Here is an 18,612-nt window from a genome sequence, read left to right as displayed (position 1 = left end):
ATGTCAGATGAAATTTAAAAGAATTCACGTAATTGTAATGGACTCAGTAGGGATTGGAGAAGCACCTGATGCTGCTGCATTTAATGATGCAGGTTCTCATACATTAGGACATATTTCAGAACGAGTTGGTTTAAATGTTCCAAATATGCAAGCATATGGATTAGGAAATATTGCACCATTAAAAACTGTACCACCAGTAGAAAATCCTAAAGGAAGTTACACTAAATTAGAAGAAGTTTCTGTAGGAAAAGATACAATGACAGGTCACTGGGAATTAATGGGATTAAATATTAAAACGCCATTTAGAGTATTCCCTGATGGATTCCCTCAAGATTTATTAGACAAAATTACAGAGTTTTCAGGAAGAAACATTGTTTGTAATAAACCATATAGTGGAACAGCTGTTATTGATGATTTTGGTCAACATCAAATGGAAACAGGCGATTTAATTGTTTATACAAGTGCTGACCCAGTATTACAAATTGCAGCTCATGAAGAAGTTATTCCTTTAGAAGAATTATATCGTATTTGTGAATATACAAGAGAAATTACAAAAGATGATCCATATATGATTGGTCGTATTATTGCTCGTCCATATGTAGGAACCCCTGGTAACTTCCAACGTACTTCAAATCGTCATGACTATGCATTAAGTCCATTTGGTCAAACAACATTAGATTTCTTAAAAGAAAAAGGGTTTGATGTTATTGCGATTGGTAAAATTAATGACATCTTTAACGGTCAAGGAATTACTGAATTTGTTCGTACGAAAAACAATATGGATGGTGTCGATAAATTAGTAGATATCTTGAAAAAAGATTTCACTGGAATGAGTTTCTTAAACTTAGTAGACTTCGATGCTGCTTATGGACACCGTAGAGATACTGTTGGATATGGGAATGCATTAGAAGAATTCGATGCACGTATTCCAGAAATTTTAGAGCATATGCATGAAGATGACTTATTAATTATTACAGCTGACCATGGTAATGACCCAACATTCCCAGGAACTGACCATACTCGTGAGTATATTCCAGTGTTAGCAATTAGCAAATCTCTTCAACATCCAACACGCTTAACTCAAGGACATTTTTCAGATATTGCTGAAACAATTTCTGAAAACTTTGGCGTATCTTCAACTGGAAACGGACAAAGTTTCTTAAGTGAATTACAATAATATAATTGTGGAAATTCAATGAGTTCCATTATTGGATTTCCACTTCTTTTTTAAATCATCTAAAAAAAGAGAGGACAGAGTAGCATGGCTTTATATGATCAATTACTACATTTAGAACAAACAAAACGATTTTTACAAAACAATGGAGTTCAAAACATTGATTTTGGACTAATTTTAGGTTCAGGATTAGGAGAATTAGCAACAGAAGTAGAAAATCCAATTATCTTCAATTACAAAGATATTCCACACTTCCCAGTATCTACAGTAGTAGGTCACGCTGGTCGTTTAGTATACGGCGAATTATGTGGTAAAAAAGTTTTAATTATGGATGGACGTTTTCACTTTTATGAAGGATATCCAATGGAAACAGTTACGTTCCCAATTCGTTTAATGAAATTATTAGAAGTTGAAACAATGATTGTGACAAACTCTGCAGGAGGAAGCAATCCAAACTTCAAACCAGGAGACTTAATGTTAATTACAGACCATATTAATATTACAGGTACAAATCCATTAATTGGAGCAAATGATGATCGCTTTGGACCTCGTTTCCCTGATATGTCACATGCTTATCATGTCTATGGACAAGAAGTTGTTCGTAAAGCAGCTAAAGAAGTAGGAGTACAATTACAAGAAGGTGTTTATACAGGTTTATCTGGTCCAACTTATGAAACACCGGCGGAAGTTCGTATGGTACAAGTATTAGGTGGAGATGCAGTTGGTATGTCAACGGTTCCGGAAGTGATTGTTGCAAACCATTCAGGAATTAAAGTGATTGGTATTTCTTGTATTACAAACTTAGCAGCAGGATTACAAGCAAACTTAAACCATGAGGAAGTTGTAGAAACAACTCAACGTGTAAAAGAATCATTTAAAGGTTTAGTTCGTAAAGTTATTGAAATTTATTAATTAGAATAGGAGTAGAGAAAGTGGATGCGTTAACGCTACGAATTGGGGAATTTGAAGGCCCAATGGATTTGTTATTACATTTAATTAAAGAGATGAAAATTGATATTTATAACATTCCAATGGTGGAATTAACGCATCAATATTTATCCTATATTCATTCCATGCAAGAAATGGAATTAGAAGTAGCTAGCGAGTATTTATTAATGGCAGCAACTTTATTAGAGATTAAAGCAAGAATGCTTTTACCGAAACCAAAAGTGGAAATTGATGAAGTTGAGATAGAAGAAGATCCTAGGGATGAGTTAGTTGAGAAATTAATGGAATATAAGCAATTCCAAGAAGGTGCTAAAAAATTGGAAGAACTTTCTTTTCAAAGAGGCATGCATTATGGAAAAGAAGCTAGTGATTTATCTGCTCTTCAAGAAATTATTCCATTACAAGAAGGTCAAGTAACGACACAAGATTTATGGAATGCATTAAAGAAAATCGCAAGAAGAAATCTTGATAAAATGCCTCTACAAGCAAATATTCAACATGAAACACATACGGTAGAGGAAATGATGGATTCGATTTTAACAAAAATTCAAGAAAATCCTCAAAAAAGTATTCGATTTGATAAATGTTTTCCTTCGTTTCATCGTCATGCCATTGTAACAACATTTTTGGCGATGTTACAATTAGTACGGGAACATAAAATTCGTTTGGTACAACATGTGCCTTATGAAGATATTGTTTTAGAAACTTGCGATAAAGGTGGTGCATTTAGTGAATAATTATTTAGCAGCAACTCAAGCTTTATTATTTGTAGCAGGAGATGATGGCTTAACACTAGAAGAAATTAGTTATGTCGTTGGCATTGATAAAACGGCAGTTCGTCAACTATTGGAAGAATTAATGGAACAATTGAAAGATGAAACAAGCGGTTTAGAATTGATTTTAACGGCGCAACGATATAAATTTGTAACGAAAGCATCGTTAAAACCCTATCTTGAAAAATATGCTGTTTCCCCATTTTCTTCTCAATTATCTAGTGCAGCTCTTGAAACATTGGCCATTATTGCTTATAAACAACCAATCACAAGATTAGAAGTTGAAAGTATACGTGGTGTTCAATGTAGTGGAGCGATTCAAAAATTATTGTTAAGAGATTTAATTGAAGAAGCAGGTCGAATGGATAGTCCAGGTCGTCCAAAATTATATCGTACGACTACTTATTTTATGGATTATTTCGGATTAGAAACATTAGATCAATTGCCAGATGTTGAGTCATTACTAGAATTAAATCAAGAAGAAAGTAAGCAATTATTTAAAAATAATGAAGACTTGTTTGCAGAATTAGAACAAATGCATCAAGATGAAGAAACCATTTCGTAAGGGAAGAAGGAGTATCTAGTGGAAAGATTACAAAAAGTCATGGCACATGCCGGAATTGCATCTCGTAGAAAATGTGAAGCATTTATTGAAGAAGGTCGTGTTAAAGTAAATGGCACAGTTGTGAGAGAATTGGGATATAAAGTGTCTCAATCGGATAAAATTGAAGTAGATGGCATTCCGATTTATAAAGAAGAACCAGTTTACTTTATGTTTTATAAACCCAAATCTGTATTATCCAGTGTAACAGATGATAGAGGACGTACCGTTATTAGTGATTATTTTAAAGATATTCCACAACGTGTCTATCCAGTAGGAAGATTAGACTATGATACAACAGGATTAATTTTATTAACGAATGATGGTGAATTTGCGAATTTAATGACGCATCCAAAACATCATGTTGAAAAGAAATATATTGCTAAAGTAAAAGGTGTTCCAACACCACGCCATATGAGACAATTGGAAAGAGGTATTTGGATTGATGGCAAGAAAACTTCTAAAGCAGTTGCCAGAATTTTATCTGTTGATACTGAAAAAAATACAGGAATTGTTTCTTTAACGATTCACGAAGGTTGGAATCACCAAGTGAAGAAAATGTTTGAAGCGGTAGAATTACCCGTTCAAAAATTAAAACGTGAAGAATTCGGATTTTTAACATTAGAAAATTTAAGACCGGGAGATTATCGTGAACTTCGAGCTTTTGAAGTTCAAAAATTGATTCGTTTAGCAAAAAATGAGATTTAATTGACTTTTCTGAAGTAGTTATGAATGCCTATAGCCAGTATTTGCTGGTTATGGGCAAACTACTAGGTAAAGTCATTTTTTGTTTTTCATACTAATCAATCACTGAATTATGTTATAATGTCTTTGAGGAATTTTCACTGAAATGAGGAAAAATATGACGATTACAATTCAAACGACATCACAAGAAGAAACAATGAAAATAGGAGAATTATTAGCAAAAGATGCCTTTTCTAACAGTACCATCATTTTGTCTGGAGATTTAGGAGCTGGTAAAACGACGTTTACAAAAGGATTTGCTTTAGGTTTAGGCATTACACGTGTCATTAAAAGTCCAACCTATACTCTGATTCGTGAATATACTAAAGGTCGCTTACCTTTATTTCATATGGATATGTATCGTATTGAAGAAAGTGGAGGAGCGAGTGAAATTGGTTTAGAGGAGTATTTTCATCGTGAAGGTGTCGTAATGGTTGAATGGGCAAATTTTATCGAAGAAGAATTACCTATGAATCGATTAATTATTTCTATCGAACAAACTTCTCTTACTACTCGTACCATTACACTTGATGCTATAGGAGAAGAATACGAAAAATGGTTGAATCAATTTGAGGGTTGGTGGATAAATGAAAGAGAAAGTTGAATTAGAAATTGAAGTAGTGTCTGTAGAAGATGCAGAAGCTTTAATTGAATATACAAAAAAAGTTGGAAAAGAAACAGATTTTTTAAGTTTTGGTGAAGAAGGATTAGAGTTAACTATCCAACAAGAAGAATTATATATTCAATCTGTTTTAGAAAGCGATAATCAAATGATGCTACTTGCTAAATTAGGACAAGAAATTATTGCAGTTGCTTCAATTGGTGGAAATTCAAAAGAAAAATTTCAACATGTTGGTGAACTAGGCATTAGTATTTTAAAAGAATATTGGGGTCAAGGATTAGGAAGTGCCTTAATGGAAGAATTACTTTCATGGGCAAAAGACTATTCACCTCTTGAAAAAATTAAATTAGCTGTCGTAAAAGAAAATATTGCAGCTATAGCCTTATATAAAAAATTTGGATTTGAAGTAGTAACGATTGAAGAAAAAGAAATGAAAGTAAATGGTCAATATTATGATGTCATTCAAATGGCCTATTTTTTAGAAAAGGAGTAATACATGAAAGTCGGAATTATTGCAGCGATGGAAGAGGAAAAACGTCTTCTATCTGAAGAAATGACAATTGAAAATGAAGTAAAAATTGCAGGATGGACATTTTTAGAAGGACGTTTAAATGGCGTATCGATTGTATTAGTACAATCTGGTATTGGTAAAGTAATGTCTAGTGTAACAGCTGCTTTATTAATTCACCATTTTAATGTGACACTAGTCATTAATACAGGATCCGCGGGTGGATTTGGAACAGAAATGAATATTGGAGATATTGTTGTTGCTACTGAATTAGCATACAGTGATGCAGATGTTACAGCCTTTCAATATGAATATGGACAAATGCCAGGGATGCCTGCACGTTTCCAAGCTCAAGTGATTGAAGATGACGTGATTAAAGAAATTCAATCTGAATTGAATTTATCTGTATTTAAAGGATTAGTAGTATCAGCAGATAGTTTTATTCATCGTGAAGATCAACGATTATTAATTTTAAAACATTTCCCAGATGTTTTAGCAACTGAAATGGAAGGAGCCTCTATTGCACAAGCTTGTTATGCATTAGAAACTCCAGTCATTGTTGTCAGAGCCATCTCGGACATGCCACAAAAAGGAACATCAGCAGTTGATTTTGATACATTTATTGTTGAAGCAGGTCGTAAATCAGCGTTGATTGTTCATCAATTATTACATCATTTAAAAGAAGATTAATGATTAGGGGGAGTTCTCATGTTAAATATTGGAGTTGTTGGGATTGGTGCGATTGCACAAAAAGCTTATTTACCAGTGATGCGTTCAATTGGAAATGTAAAATGGTATATGTGTACAAGAAATGTAGAGGTTTTACAGCGAGAGTCAAAATTATTAGGGCGTTGTATTCCATGTAATAGTGTCGAAGAATTATTACAGTTTGATTTAGATGGGGTCATGATTCATGTCTCAACGGATGTTCATGTTGAAGTAGCCAAGCAATTTTTAGAAAAAGGAATTCCTGTATATTTAGATAAACCAATTGCTCCTAGTTATGAAGAAACGCTTGAATTATATCGATTAGCAAAAGAAAACAAAACCTTCTTAACTGCGGGATTTAATCGTCGCTTTGCTCCAAAAGTAGTGGAAATGAAGAATGTTACTCATAAGAAGAGAATTATTGCAGAAAAAAATTGTATAATTCCAAGTTTTGATAATAGAACTCGTATTTTTGATGTTTTTATTCATCCATTGGATACAGCATTATTTTTAATGGATGAAAAACCTAAACGTGGATCATTCTATTATAAGAAAAATCGTAGTGTTATTGAACAATGTACGATTTATTTAGAAAATGAAGAACAATCAGCAATTGTGATGATGAATACAGAATCAGGAGCTAATCTTGAAAGAATTGAAATTCAAGCAGATACAGGTACTTTTTCATTACAGAATTTAACGGATTTAACAATATATCAAGGTGGAGAAGAAATTAAAGATCATTTTTCATCATGGGATTCTACTTTATATAAGAGAGGATTTGAGAGTATTGTTCATTCCTTTATTATTGCTGTTCAAACCAATGGTGAAAATCCAGTTTCTCCTATTTCAAGCTTATTAAGTCATTTTATTTGTGAGAGATTAGCACATGCAAAAGCATCTGAAGGCTTTTTATCATTTGACGTAGAAACTGATGAATAGTATCATAAAAAAGATATTGCATAAATAGGAGAGAAGAAGATGAAAGAATGGTGGAAAGAGCAATTTCCAGAAGTGAAAGTATGCTTCCATGAACCTTTAAAAAAATATACTTATACAAAAACAGGTGGAGAAGCAGAATGTTTAATTTTTCCAAAAGATAAATATGAAACTGCAAAAATCATTAAAGCTTTACAAGAAAAACAAATTCCCATTACGGTATTAGGAAATGCTAGTAATGTCATTGTTAGAGATGGTGGCATAAAAGGAGCTGTTATTTTATTAAATGAAATGACTGCTACGAAAGTAATGGGCAATAAAATTTTAGCGGAAGCTGGCGTGTCTTTAATTGAAGTGACTAAATGTGCATTAGAACAATCTTTAACAGGATTAGAATTTGCATGTGGAATCCCAGGAAGTGTTGGCGGAGCTATGTATATGAATGCAGGTGCTTATGGTGGAGAAGTTTGCGAAGTGGTTGAATATGTTGATGTTGTGACTCGTACAGGTGAAATTAGACGTTTAACGAATGAAGAATTAGAGTTTTCGTATCGCCATAGTGCTTTACAAGAAAGTGGGGATTTAGTCATTGATGTCTGCTTTAATCTAAGTTCAGGGCATAAGGAAACGATTCAAGCTAAAATGGAAGAATTAACTCATTTACGTGAAAGTAAACAGCCATTAGAGTATCCTTCTTGTGGGAGTGTTTTTAAACGTCCAGAAGGTCATTTTACTGGAAAGTTAATTCAAGATGCAGGACTTCAAGGATTTCAAATTGGTGGAGCTCAAGTGTCTAAAAAACATGCTGGATTTATTGTAAACATTGACCATGCAACAGCTACGGATTATTTGGCAGTTATTCGCCATGTTCAAGATGTAGTATTTGAACAATTCCAAGTAGCACTTGAACCAGAAGTGAAAATTATTGGTGAAGAGTCAAAATAGAGGAGAAAAATGATGAAAGAGAACAAATTCTTAAAAACAGGTCTTCTCCATGTAGTTTCATTAATAGTTTTAGTTTTAAGTTATCACTATGTTGGAATTACTTTGCCTATTTTTACTGGAGTAGATATTAACTTCTTTTATATTTTACTAGCGATTGTAGCTGGATTAGCAGGTTCGTTATTTGCTGCAATTGTTGGTGTAGCAACGATTTTGATTGATTTATTATTAGGGACGACTGAGCAGTGGATTGCGATTGCGATTTCTGTGGGATTGCTTGGATATGTTTTTGGTTTGGGCATTCGTCGTAAGTCGTTTTTAGCGGGTACTTTTTCTCGTCATGATGCTTTGCGTTTTAATGTGATTCAAGTAGTTGCGAATGTGATTATTTTTGGTTTAATTTTACCGACGTTAGAGGTCTTTTTCTATCAGGCTTCTACGGCAGTTGTTTTTATTAATGGTTGGATTTTTAGTATGATTAATTCGATTCTGATTGCCATTTTCGCAACAGCTTTGTTTAAATTGATTGCTAATCGTGTGAAAGAAAAAGCGTAAATATAACATATAAAGAATACAAAAAATAATTCTAAGTAAATAAAGCCTACCAAAAAGTTGCTTTAGTTTAGCTAGGACGCCAGCAGCTTCGCTATGCGAATCTCATGGCTAAAATTTGAGCCTAAGGTCTCAAATTTTCCAACAGTGATAGAAATACTTCCCAGTATTTCTATCACTCAAGCTAAAAAAGCAACTTTTTGGTAGGCTTTATTCTATTACGTTGAAGACTTTTTGTAGCTAAAATGATAGGAATGGAAATAGCGTTTAAATTACAAATTAGAACTTATGACCGAAAAAGAAATTTATATATGAGGCGTTTATGTCTTAGTTTACGAAAAAATATTTATTTTTAAATCCGTTAAAGAACATAACGTAAGAAAACGAAATAACATCAATAAAGAAATAAAAAATAATTTTTTGTAGCTGTAGTGATTCTATCACAAAGGAAAATTTGAGACCGAGGCTCAAATTTTAGCCATGAGACCGTCAGGTCTGCTGGCGTCCTAGCTACACTAAAAATTATTTTTTATTTCTTTATTCTACGTCCAAACTTTTTCTCTTGCTTATTGTTAGAAATCGTGATTGAATAAAAGACAAGTAGATTTAATTAAGAAATGGAGGTCATTTCATGACAAAAGAATTTAACAGTTTTACACTCGTAGAACAAAAACCATTACCAGATATCCGTTGCGATTACTATTTATACAAACATGACAAAACAGGTGCACAAGTTATGTATTTAAAAACAGACGACGATAACAAAGCATTCTCCATCGCATTCCGCACACCACCATATGACGACAACGGAATTGCGCATATTATCGAACACTCCGTATTAAACGGATCAAAAAAATACCCAACAAAAGAACCATTCGTAGAATTATTAAAAGGATCCCTACAAACATTTTTAAACGCATGGACATTTTCTGATAAAACAATGTATCCAGTAGCTTCAAGAAATCAAAAAGATTTTGAGAATTTAATGGACGTTTATTTAGATGCAGTATTTTATCCAAATCTTTTATCGAATCCACAAATTTTAATGCAAGAAGGATGGCATTATCATTTAGAAAATAAAGAAGATGAATTAACTTATAAAGGCGTTGTTTATAATGAAATGAAGGGAGCATTTTCTCAACCAGAATCAGAATTAAATCGTCTAGTTGAACCAACCTTATTCCCAGATACATTTTATCGCCATGTTTCAGGAGGAATGCCAGCTTCAATTCCGACTCTAACGCAAGAAAAATTCATTAATTTCCATCAAACTTACTATCATCCAAGTAACGCTCGAGTAACTTTATATGGAAATTTAAATTTATCGAAAGCAATGGAACAATTATCAGAATACTTTGATGCTTTTGAAGCAAAAGAAATTCCATTTGAAGGATACAAACAAGAACCATTTACAAGTGTCAAGGAATTAACAAGTACGTATTCTGTTTCTAAAGGCGACTCAACTGAGAATAAAACATTGTTAGAATATGCTTGGGCTACAGGAACGAGTACAAATGGAGAAGAAGGTATTGCTTTAAGTATTTTAGATGAATTGTTATTAGGTAGTAATACAGCTCCATTGAAGAAAGCATTATTAAAAGCAAATATTGGTAGTGATGTTATGGGTGGATATTCTGCTTATACGTATTCTCCAACATTTGAAGTTGTTTTAAAAGATACAGATGCTGATAAAAAAGAGCAATTTGTTCAAATTATTCAACAGGAATTACAACGTTTAGTCAAAGAAGGAATTTCTAGAAAAGCGATTCAAGCTGCTTTAAATAAAACAGCTTTCCGTTATAAAGAATTAACAGCTTTAGAAGGTAGTACACCAAAAGGTGTGATGTATGGAATGAATGCTTTAACAAGTTGGTTATATGATGGAAGCCCATATGTATCATTTGAATACCAACAACATTTAGATGCCATTCAAGCTAAAGTTGAAGATGGATATTTTGAAAATATCATTCAAAAATATTTATTAGACAATACTCATGCTGCTATTATTACTTTAAAACCAGAACCAGGTTTATTAGAAGAAAAAGAAGCAGAATTAGCTAAAAAATTAGCAGATTACAAAGCAAGTTTAAGTGAAGAAGAATTAAACGAATTAGTTGAAACGACACAAAAATTAATCGAAAGACAAGAATCTCCTGATAGTCCAGAAGACTTAGCGAAAATTCCGACTCTATCAATTAATGACATTCAAAAGAAAGCAACTCAATATCCATTAACAGTAGAAGAAGGAAAAGATACACCAACTTTCTTACATTATGAAGACTTCACAGCAGGTATTTCTTATGTGAAATATTTCTTTGATATGAGAGGGATTAAAACAGAAGAAATTCCAGTAGCTGCCTTTGTCACAGAATTATTAGGTGAAATTAGTACAGAACATTTTGCTGATGAAGATTTAAATACAGAGATGGATTTCTATACAGGTGGAATTTCAACAAATGCTTTTGTCATGACAGAAGACGTTGCTAAAAATATCTATTATCCATTTTTCACAGTATCAGGAAAAGCATTATCTCAATATTTACCAAAATTAATTGAATTAGTGGAAGAAATTGTCTTCCGTTCAAACTTGAAAGATTATGATAAGATTAAAGAACTGTTATTAAATACAAAAGCGAATTTAGAAATGCATATGAATTATGCTTCGCATACGATTGCCGTACGTCGATTAGAATCTTACTATTCAGAAGGAGCAAAATATGCTCAAGCATTAGAAGGTATTGATTATTATGATTATATTTCTGATTTAGTGAAATATTATGATGAGAGAAAAGAAAGCTTTAGTCAACAACTGATTACTGTACTTCGTCAAATCTTAAATATTCATGGTGTTACTGCAACATTTATCGGAAGTAAAGAAGATTTTGAACAATTTAAAGCTTTATCTCAATCATTCTTCCAACAGTTATCACAAGAAGTAGTGACACCACAACAATTCACAACTCCTGTTGAAGTATTGAATGAAGGATTTAAAACTGCTCAAGAAATTCAATATGTAGCAAAAGGTTACAATCAAACATTACTAGGAATTCCATTTGAAGGGTCAAATGCATTCTTACAGACTGTTTTAGGGTTAGATTATTTATGGAATACTGTTCGCGTTAAAGGTGGAGCTTACGGTGGAATGAGTGTAATTGGCGGAAAAGGTGAAGTAGCTGCTGTATCCTATCGTGATCCAAACTTAGTAGAAACTCTAAAAACTTATGATGGACAAGTGCAATATTTAGAAAATTACAATCCATCAAAAGAAGAATTTGAGAAAAATCTGATTGGAACATTTAGTAGTATTGATCGTCCACTTTCTGCTAATCAAAAAGGAAATATTGCCTTTACTCGTTACTTTACTCATGTGAGCGATGAACTTGTTCAAAAAACTCGTGATGAAGTGTTAAATGTAACACCAGAAAAAGTTCGTTCATTTGCACCAACAATGGAAAAAGTATTAGAACAAAATACCTTTGTAGTAGTTGGAAATGATGTTAAAATCGAACAAAATAAAGAAATTTTCAAAACGATTCGTTCATTGTTTAATGATTAATTAAAGTGTATTAAATTAAAAGAGGAATTTCTACTGAATAGAAATTCCTCTTTTAATGATGACAACAACGACATTGACCAGGAATACACGTACAAGCTAACTGTTCAGGGGCATCTATTTCTTTTTCTTGTAATAATTTTTGTAATAGATGGGTATCCTGTTTAGATAATTGAGCTTTTTGTATCAGTAATGATAATAATTCACCTTGCCTTTTTTGACAAACATGAGTTAATAAATCATCACATTCTAAATCTAGTAATTTTTCTTCTGTTAATGTTGCGACATATTGATAAGGTCTTTTTGAAGTTGTGATAATAAATTCCTTTTTTAAAAGACGATTAATCAATGTTTTAATCGTAGCAGCTTGCCAATTAAAATTTTTAGATAATGCTTCAATTATATAAGTACTTGTGCATTTTGGGTTTGCCCATATTACTCGAAGAACTTGTCTTTCTGAAGCACTAATTGAATGAGAAAGTGTCATGTTTAGTCTCCTTTCTTTGATATTTACTAGTGTAAATCTGAAAAATCTCTTTGTCAATATATTGAAAAAAACTAAATTTTATTACTATATTTTGTGTTATTTTTTTTGTAAAATACTAAATGTAGAATTAATAGGTTGCTATAAGAGAAGAAAGTAGCTATAATGATAAAGTATGAATAGAGGAGTAAGTATGAAAGTAGTTTTTTTATCATTGACAGGACAGACGAGAAGATTTGTTCAAAAATTGGAGTTACCAATTGTGGAAATTACACCACAAAATGTATTTCAAACAATGGATGAACCTTATATTATTGTAAGTCCTACTTATGATATGGATGTGTTTGAATATTTTCAAGATTTTATTGAAACAGATGATAACCAAGCTTTATTAAAAGGAGTAGCTGGTTCTGGAAATCGCAATTTTAATACTTCCTTTTGTCAAACAGCAAAAATGCTTTCTACTACTTATGCTGTTCCACTATTACATTGTTTTGAGTTTCATGGAACTCAAAAAGACGTAACTATAATAAAGGAAAAGGTGAGCGAACTTGGATAGTCCAAAATTAATTAGTAAATCTCAAGAAGTAACATATTTTTCATTAAATAATGAATTGAACCGTCCGGTTGATGGGAAAATTCCTTTACATAAGGATAAAGAAGCAGTACGTGCATTTTTCTTAGAACATGTAAATCCAAATACGGTATTTTTCTATACATTAGATGAAAAATTAGATTATTTAATTGAACATGATTATTTAGAAGAAGAATTTTTAAATAAATATGACCGTGAATTTGTTAAAAGCTTAATGCAAGAAATTTATAAGAAAAAATTCCGTTTTCGTTCATTTATGTCAGCATTTAAGTTTTATAAGCAATATGCTTTAAAAACAAATGATGGCGAACGTTATTTAGAACGTTTTGAAGATCGTATCGTCTTTAATGCTTTATTTTTAGCAGATGGAGATGAACAATTAGCTAGAGATTTAGCTGAAGAAATGATTCATCAACGTTATCAACCAGCGACACCAACATTTTTAAATGCCGGAAGAAAACGTCGTGGTGAATTAGTGTCTTGTTTCTTAATTCAAACAACGGATGACATGAATAGTATTGGTCGTACGATTAACTCTGCATTGCAACTTTCTAGAATTGGTGGGGGAGTTGGTGTAAGCTTATCCAACGTACGTGCAGCTGGAGACCCAATTAAGAAAATTGAAAATGCTTCTAGCGGGGTTGTTCCAATTATGAAATTATTAGAAGATAGTTTCAGTTATTCAAACCAATTAGGACAACGTAATGGTGCAGGAGCCGTTTATTTAAATGTTTTCCACCCAGATATCGTATCATTCTTATCGACTAAAAAAGAAAATGCAGACGAAAAAATTCGTGTTAAAACATTATCATTAGGACTAGTCGTTCCAGATAAGTTTTACGAGTTAATTAAGAATGATGATATGATGTATTTATTTAGTCCATATGATGTGGAACGTATTTATGGTGTTCCTTTCTCTTATGTAGATATTACAAAAGAATATGAAAATATGGTGAATAATCCAGAAATTCGTAAATCAAAATTACGTGCTCGTGATTTAGAACAAGAAATAAGTAAATTACAACAAGAATCAGGTTATCCATATATCGTAAATATTGATACTGTCAATAAAGCAAATCCAATTGATGGAAAAATCATTATGAGTAACTTGTGTTCAGAAATTTTACAAGTACAAAGTCCTTCAGTGATTAATAATGGTCAAGAATATGAAGTACTTGGAACGGATATTAGTTGTAATTTAGGTTCTACAAATATCGTTAATTTAATGCAATCACCTGATTTTGAACGTTCAATTGAAGTAGCGGTTCGTGCACTAACATTTGTTACAGACCATTCAAGTATTGATGCAGTTCCAACGGTGAAAAATGGAAATCAAAAAGCTCATACAATTGGTTTAGGAGCAATGGGATTACATACATTCTTTGCGTTAAATCAAATGGAATATGGTTCACCTGAATCGATTGAAGTAACAGATTTATACTTCCGTCTATTGAATTTCTATACATTAAAAGCAAGTCATAAAATTGCAAAAGAACGTGGTGTAACATTTGATGGCTTTGAAAAATCTGCTTATGCATCAGGAACTTATTTCGATGCCTATACAGAGTCAGATGTAGAAATTAAATCTGAAAAAGTAAAAGAAATTTTTGCGAACTTACCAATTCCAACTGCGGAAGATTGGAAACAATTAAAAGCAGATGTAATGGCAGATGGACTATATCACCAAAATCGTCTAGCAATTGCTCCAACAGGCTCAATCAGCTATGTAAATGAAACAAGTGCAAGCTTGCATCCAATTACTCGTTTAATTGAGGAGCGTCAAGAGAAGAAAACTGGTAAAACATATTATCCAGCACCATTCTTATCCAATGAAACATTACCATATTATAAATCAGCTTATGATATTGATATGCGTAAAGTGATTGATGTGTATGCAGCGGCTCAAAAACATATTGATCAAGGAATGAGTTTAACATTATTCATGCGTTCTGAATTACCAGAAGGATTATATGAATGGAAAAATGGTCGTACAAGTAAAATGACAACAAGAGATTTAAATATCTTGAGAAACTATGCTTGGAATAAAGGAATCAAATCGATTTATTATGTTCGTACATTTACAGAAAATAATGATGAAATTGGAAGTAATGGTTGCGAAAGTTGTAGTATTTAATTCAAAAAAGGAGACTTATCATGAGTGAGAAACGATATTTTAATGAGATTTTGTCACAAAATGCTTCTGCACCAGTAGCTTATTATAAAGCAATTGACTGGAACCAAGTAGAAGATATGATCGACAAAATGACATGGGAAAAGTTAACCGAGCAATTTTGGTTAGATACTCGTATTCCTGTTTCAAATGACTTAGATGACTGGAGAACATTATCCCCAGCTGAAAAAGATGTTGTAGGGAAAGTATTTGGAGGATTGACTTTATTAGATACATTGCAATCTGAAGAAGGTGCAAGTCTGATGAAAGACTATGTTCGTACACAACATGAAGAAGCAGTATGGAATAATATTCAATTTATGGAATCTGTTCATGCGAAAAGTTATTCAACGATTTTCAGTACTTTACATACAAAAGCTGAAATCGAAGAAATTTTTGAGTGGACAAATAATAATGAGTTTTTACAATACAAAGCTCAAAAAATTAATGAAATTTATCAAAGTAGAGATGCACTAAAAATGAAAGTCGCTTCAACGATGTTAGAAACATTTTTATTCTATAGTGGATTCTTTACACCATTATACTATTTAGGAAATAATAAATTAGCCAATGTGGCGGAAATTATTAAATTAATTATTCGTGATGAATCTGTTCACGGAACTTATACAGGCTATAAATTCCAACAAGGATACAATGAATTACCACAAGAAGAACAAGAAACACTTAAAATGTGGGTTTATCAATTATGTTTAGAATTGTATCAAAATGAAGTGAAGTATACACAATCCATTTATGATCAAGTGGGTTGGACTGAAAAAGTAAAAGTGTTCATTCGTTATAATGCGAATAAAGCTTTACAAAATTTAGGCTTTGATCCATTATTCCCTGATACAGCTGAAGATGTAGATCCGATTGTGATGAATGGTATTTCAACAGGTACAAGTAACCATGACTTCTTCTCTCAAGTAGGGAATGGTTATTTACTTGGAACAGTAGAAGCCATGGAAGATGACGATTATTCAAAATGGATGTAGTAATAATAAAGACTTTTATGCACGGCATAAAAGTCTTTATTTTTGTTTAAATGGACAAGAATCAAGGTGGTCATTAATGATACCAGATGCTTGTAAAAATGAATAGAGAGTAGTAGGTCCGATAAACTTGAATCCTATTTTTTTGAATTCTTTACATAATTGTTCTGTAAGCGGAGTAGAAGATGGAACTTCTTCCATTGTTTTCCAGTGATTGATGATTGGAGTGTGTCCAAACTTGCTCCATAAAAATTCATGAAAACTTCCGTATTGATTTTGTAGTTGTAAAATAACTTTTGCATTTTGAATAGTGGCTTCAATTTTTTGACGATGACGAATGATTTTAGGATTTTGAAGTAATGTTTCTACATCGTCTTTTGTCAATTGACTAACTTTATGGATTTGAAATTGTTTAAAAGATTCTCTAAAACCTTCTCGTTTTTTCAAAATGGTAGACCAGCTAAGTCCCGCTTGCATTACTTCTAATGTTAATATCTCAAATAGTTTTTGATCATCAAAACATGGAACTCCCCATTCTTCATCATGATATTTTTGATTAAGTTCAGAAATAGTTGCCCAAGCACAACGCATAAAATTCACCTCCTTTAAGAATGGAAGAATTATATCACGATGGAGTTGGAAAGGCTAATAAAGAATAGAGTAATATAAGGAAAAAGATAGTTTTAATTTGAAAAAATAACATCAACTTATCAGTTGATTAGTTTATAATGATTAATATGAAGCATAAAATTTAATCTTGAACTTACTGTTTTATTACAAATAATAGTAGAAAACATAATTATTGTTGCAGTATAATGAACGAAGGAGCATGTGTATTCGCTACAAAGTAAATAAGAAATAAATAATCATTCAAGAAGCTTTTTTGTGATTTGTTTAACATAATTACTTCTTCATAGGGTATTTAATTCTTGTTTCATTTAAATAGTTAAAATGATTGCAAAAGTACTAAAAATAAATAAGAGGTGATTACTATGAAGAAGTGGAAGATAGGAATAATAATGATTCTGTTAGGAATGTTGAGTATTAAGAATACTACTTATGCTGAAGAAGGGAATGGAAATAAAATACATTTTATTAATGTTTCTCTTGATAATTGGGGAAGTGATGCAATTTTATTAGAAAGTAATGGACATTATGCTATGATTGATACAGGAGAAGACTACGATTTTCCAGATGGAAGTGATTTAAACTATCCATATCGTGATGGTTCCAATACTGATTATAGAAATGTTATGACAGAACGTGTTATGAGACATTTAAAAAATATAGGTGTAACGAAGTTAGATTTTATTTTAATAACACATGCTCATTCTGATCATATTGGGAATGCAGATGAGTTGATGGAAAGATTTCCTGTTAATAAAGTGTTTATGAAACGTTATAGTGATAGTAGAATTACTGATGCTAATAGATTATGGGATAGTCAATATGAATATGATAAAGTACTATCCGTAGCGAGTCAAAAAGGAATTCCTGTACTACAGGACATTACAAAAGAACAATCTCATTTTTTCTTAGGAGATATGGAAATTCAATTATATAACTACGAAAATAGTTATACAAATGGACAACTAACGCCGGTAGTAGACGATAATTCAAATTCAATTATTAGTGTCATTACAGTAAATGGAAAAAGAATATATACAGGGGGAGATTTAAATAATCTAGATTATGGAAATGAAGATCGTTATGGTCCTATAATTGGTAAAGTGGATTTAATGAAATTTAATCACCACTATGAAGCATATTATTCAAATACTTATAATTTTTTGAAAAATTTACATCCATCTATTGTTGTGTTAACATCCAATAACTATCCTTGGAAAGGTAATGGAGTAGCAACAGATGTCATTGAACAATTACATTCTTATGGAGCAGAAATCATTAAAGCAAGTAGTAATCAGTATAATGCGACTGTATTTGATATTCAAAAGAAAGGAATTCATAATATTACAACTATGTATCCAAAAATTCCAAAGTATGAAGAGAAATGGTATCAAGAAAATGGTGAGTGGAAATATCAATACTCAAGTGGGGAACATGCAATTGGTTGGACAGAAATTGGTAAAAAATTCTATTTCTTTAAAGGAAATGGGGTAAGGTTAGAAAATGAATGGAAAAAATGGCGAGATCATTGGTTTTATTTACACCAAAATGGTGAAATGGCTATAAAATGGAATAAAATTAATGAAAAGTGGTATTTCTTTAATGAATACGGTCAAATGAAAACAGGTTGGTTAAAAGATAATAATCAATGGTATTATCTATCTCAATCTGGAGAAATGA

General features: G+C 31.9%; 18 protein-coding genes. 16 read left to right on the top strand and 2 right to left on the bottom strand.

The window, feature by feature from the left end:
- Positions 1–7: 7 nt before the first annotated feature.
- From deoB to RWO76_RS04715, 12 genes are all read left to right on the top strand, one after another.
- Positions 8–1,177: a phosphopentomutase gene (deoB, locus tag RWO76_RS04770; RefSeq protein WP_314354538.1), complete on the top strand. Its 1,170-nt coding sequence runs from the start codon at positions 8–10 to the stop codon at positions 1,175–1,177.
- 84 nt (positions 1,178–1,261) lie between these two features.
- Positions 1,262–2,086, top strand: a complete 825-nt coding sequence (locus tag RWO76_RS04765) for a purine-nucleoside phosphorylase (protein ID WP_314354537.1) — start codon at positions 1,262–1,264, stop codon at positions 2,084–2,086.
- A gap of 20 nt (positions 2,087–2,106) precedes the next feature.
- On the top strand, positions 2,107–2,859 hold the full coding sequence (locus RWO76_RS04760) for a segregation/condensation protein A (RefSeq protein WP_314354536.1): 753 nt from the start codon (positions 2,107–2,109) through the stop codon (positions 2,857–2,859).
- The gene (scpB, locus tag RWO76_RS04755; RefSeq protein WP_006702814.1) at positions 2,852–3,460 is read left to right on the top strand and encodes an SMC-Scp complex subunit ScpB; all 609 of its coding nucleotides are present in this window, start codon (positions 2,852–2,854) and stop codon (positions 3,458–3,460) included. The genes RWO76_RS04760 and scpB overlap by 8 nt, the downstream gene beginning before the upstream one ends.
- A gap of 18 nt (positions 3,461–3,478) precedes the next feature.
- Positions 3,479–4,204: a pseudouridine synthase gene (locus RWO76_RS04750; RefSeq protein ID WP_314354535.1), complete on the top strand. Its 726-nt coding sequence runs from the start codon at positions 3,479–3,481 to the stop codon at positions 4,202–4,204.
- 154 nt (positions 4,205–4,358) lie between these two features.
- On the top strand, positions 4,359–4,844 hold the full coding sequence (gene tsaE / locus RWO76_RS04745; protein ID WP_314354534.1) for a tRNA (adenosine(37)-N6)-threonylcarbamoyltransferase complex ATPase subunit type 1 TsaE: 486 nt from the start codon (positions 4,359–4,361) through the stop codon (positions 4,842–4,844).
- Positions 4,828–5,355: a GNAT family protein gene (locus tag RWO76_RS04740; RefSeq protein WP_314354533.1), complete on the top strand. Its 528-nt coding sequence runs from the start codon at positions 4,828–4,830 to the stop codon at positions 5,353–5,355. Before tsaE ends, RWO76_RS04740 begins: the two co-directional genes overlap by 17 nt.
- Positions 5,356–5,358: 3 nt before the next feature.
- The gene (locus RWO76_RS04735; RefSeq protein ID WP_314354532.1) at positions 5,359–6,060 is read left to right on the top strand and encodes a 5'-methylthioadenosine/adenosylhomocysteine nucleosidase; all 702 of its coding nucleotides are present in this window, start codon (positions 5,359–5,361) and stop codon (positions 6,058–6,060) included.
- Positions 6,061–6,078: 18 nt separating this feature from the next.
- On the top strand, positions 6,079–7,020 hold the full coding sequence (locus RWO76_RS04730; RefSeq protein WP_314354531.1) for a Gfo/Idh/MocA family oxidoreductase: 942 nt from the start codon (positions 6,079–6,081) through the stop codon (positions 7,018–7,020).
- Between the two features lie 39 nt (positions 7,021–7,059).
- Positions 7,060–7,962: a UDP-N-acetylmuramate dehydrogenase gene (gene murB / locus RWO76_RS04725; protein WP_314354530.1), complete on the top strand. Its 903-nt coding sequence runs from the start codon at positions 7,060–7,062 to the stop codon at positions 7,960–7,962.
- 12 nt (positions 7,963–7,974) lie between these two features.
- Positions 7,975–8,514 (top strand): ECF transporter S component, encoded by a 540-nt coding sequence (locus RWO76_RS04720; protein WP_314354529.1) that lies wholly within the window; start codon positions 7,975–7,977, stop codon positions 8,512–8,514.
- A 628-nt stretch (positions 8,515–9,142) separates the two neighbouring features.
- Entirely contained in the window at positions 9,143–12,067 is a 2,925-nt protein-coding gene (locus tag RWO76_RS04715) for an insulinase family protein (protein ID WP_314354528.1), read from the top strand.
- A 52-nt stretch (positions 12,068–12,119) separates the two neighbouring features.
- Here RWO76_RS04715 and RWO76_RS04710 read toward each other — a convergent pair whose 3' ends face one another.
- Positions 12,120–12,551, bottom strand: coding sequence for a BlaI/MecI/CopY family transcriptional regulator (locus RWO76_RS04710; protein WP_314354527.1), 432 nt, complete (start codon positions 12,549–12,551; stop codon positions 12,120–12,122).
- Positions 12,552–12,741: 190 nt separating this feature from the next.
- Here RWO76_RS04710 and nrdI point away from each other — a divergent pair, with 190 nt between their 5' ends.
- Genes nrdI through nrdF form a run of 3 tightly spaced genes read left to right on the top strand, consistent with a single transcriptional unit; the run spans position 12,742 to position 16,308 of the window.
- A complete protein-coding gene (nrdI, locus tag RWO76_RS04705) occupies positions 12,742–13,107 on the top strand; it encodes a class Ib ribonucleoside-diphosphate reductase assembly flavoprotein NrdI (protein WP_314354526.1) in 366 nt (121 codons plus the stop codon).
- Positions 13,100–15,277 carry a class 1b ribonucleoside-diphosphate reductase subunit alpha gene (gene nrdE, locus RWO76_RS04700; RefSeq protein ID WP_314354525.1) on the top strand — a complete coding sequence of 726 codons (2,178 nt, stop codon included), beginning with the start codon at positions 13,100–13,102 and terminating at the stop codon, positions 15,275–15,277. Before nrdI ends, nrdE begins: the two co-directional genes overlap by 8 nt.
- A 20-nt stretch (positions 15,278–15,297) precedes the next feature.
- On the top strand, positions 15,298–16,308 hold the full coding sequence (gene nrdF, locus RWO76_RS04695; RefSeq protein ID WP_314354524.1) for a class 1b ribonucleoside-diphosphate reductase subunit beta: 1,011 nt from the start codon (positions 15,298–15,300) through the stop codon (positions 16,306–16,308).
- A 36-nt stretch (positions 16,309–16,344) separates the two neighbouring features.
- Here the strand turns inward: nrdF and RWO76_RS04690 are convergent, their stop codons facing one another.
- The gene (locus RWO76_RS04690) at positions 16,345–16,896 is read right to left on the bottom strand and encodes a DNA-3-methyladenine glycosylase I (protein WP_314354523.1); all 552 of its coding nucleotides are present in this window, start codon (positions 16,894–16,896) and stop codon (positions 16,345–16,347) included.
- 401 nt (positions 16,897–17,297) lie between these two features.
- Here RWO76_RS04690 and RWO76_RS04685 point away from each other — a divergent pair.
- Positions 17,298–18,612: MBL fold metallo-hydrolase (locus RWO76_RS04685; RefSeq protein ID WP_314354522.1), on the top strand; the 1,315-nt coding region annotated here is incomplete at its 3' end.

Origin of the sequence: uncultured Granulicatella sp. (genome assembly GCF_963521425.1) — a bacterium.
In the GTDB taxonomy this organism is placed as follows: domain Bacteria; phylum Bacillota; class Bacilli; order Lactobacillales; family Aerococcaceae; genus Granulicatella.
Note: the sequence above shows the minus strand (reverse complement) of the source record. Positions and strands in the feature narration are given on the sequence as shown.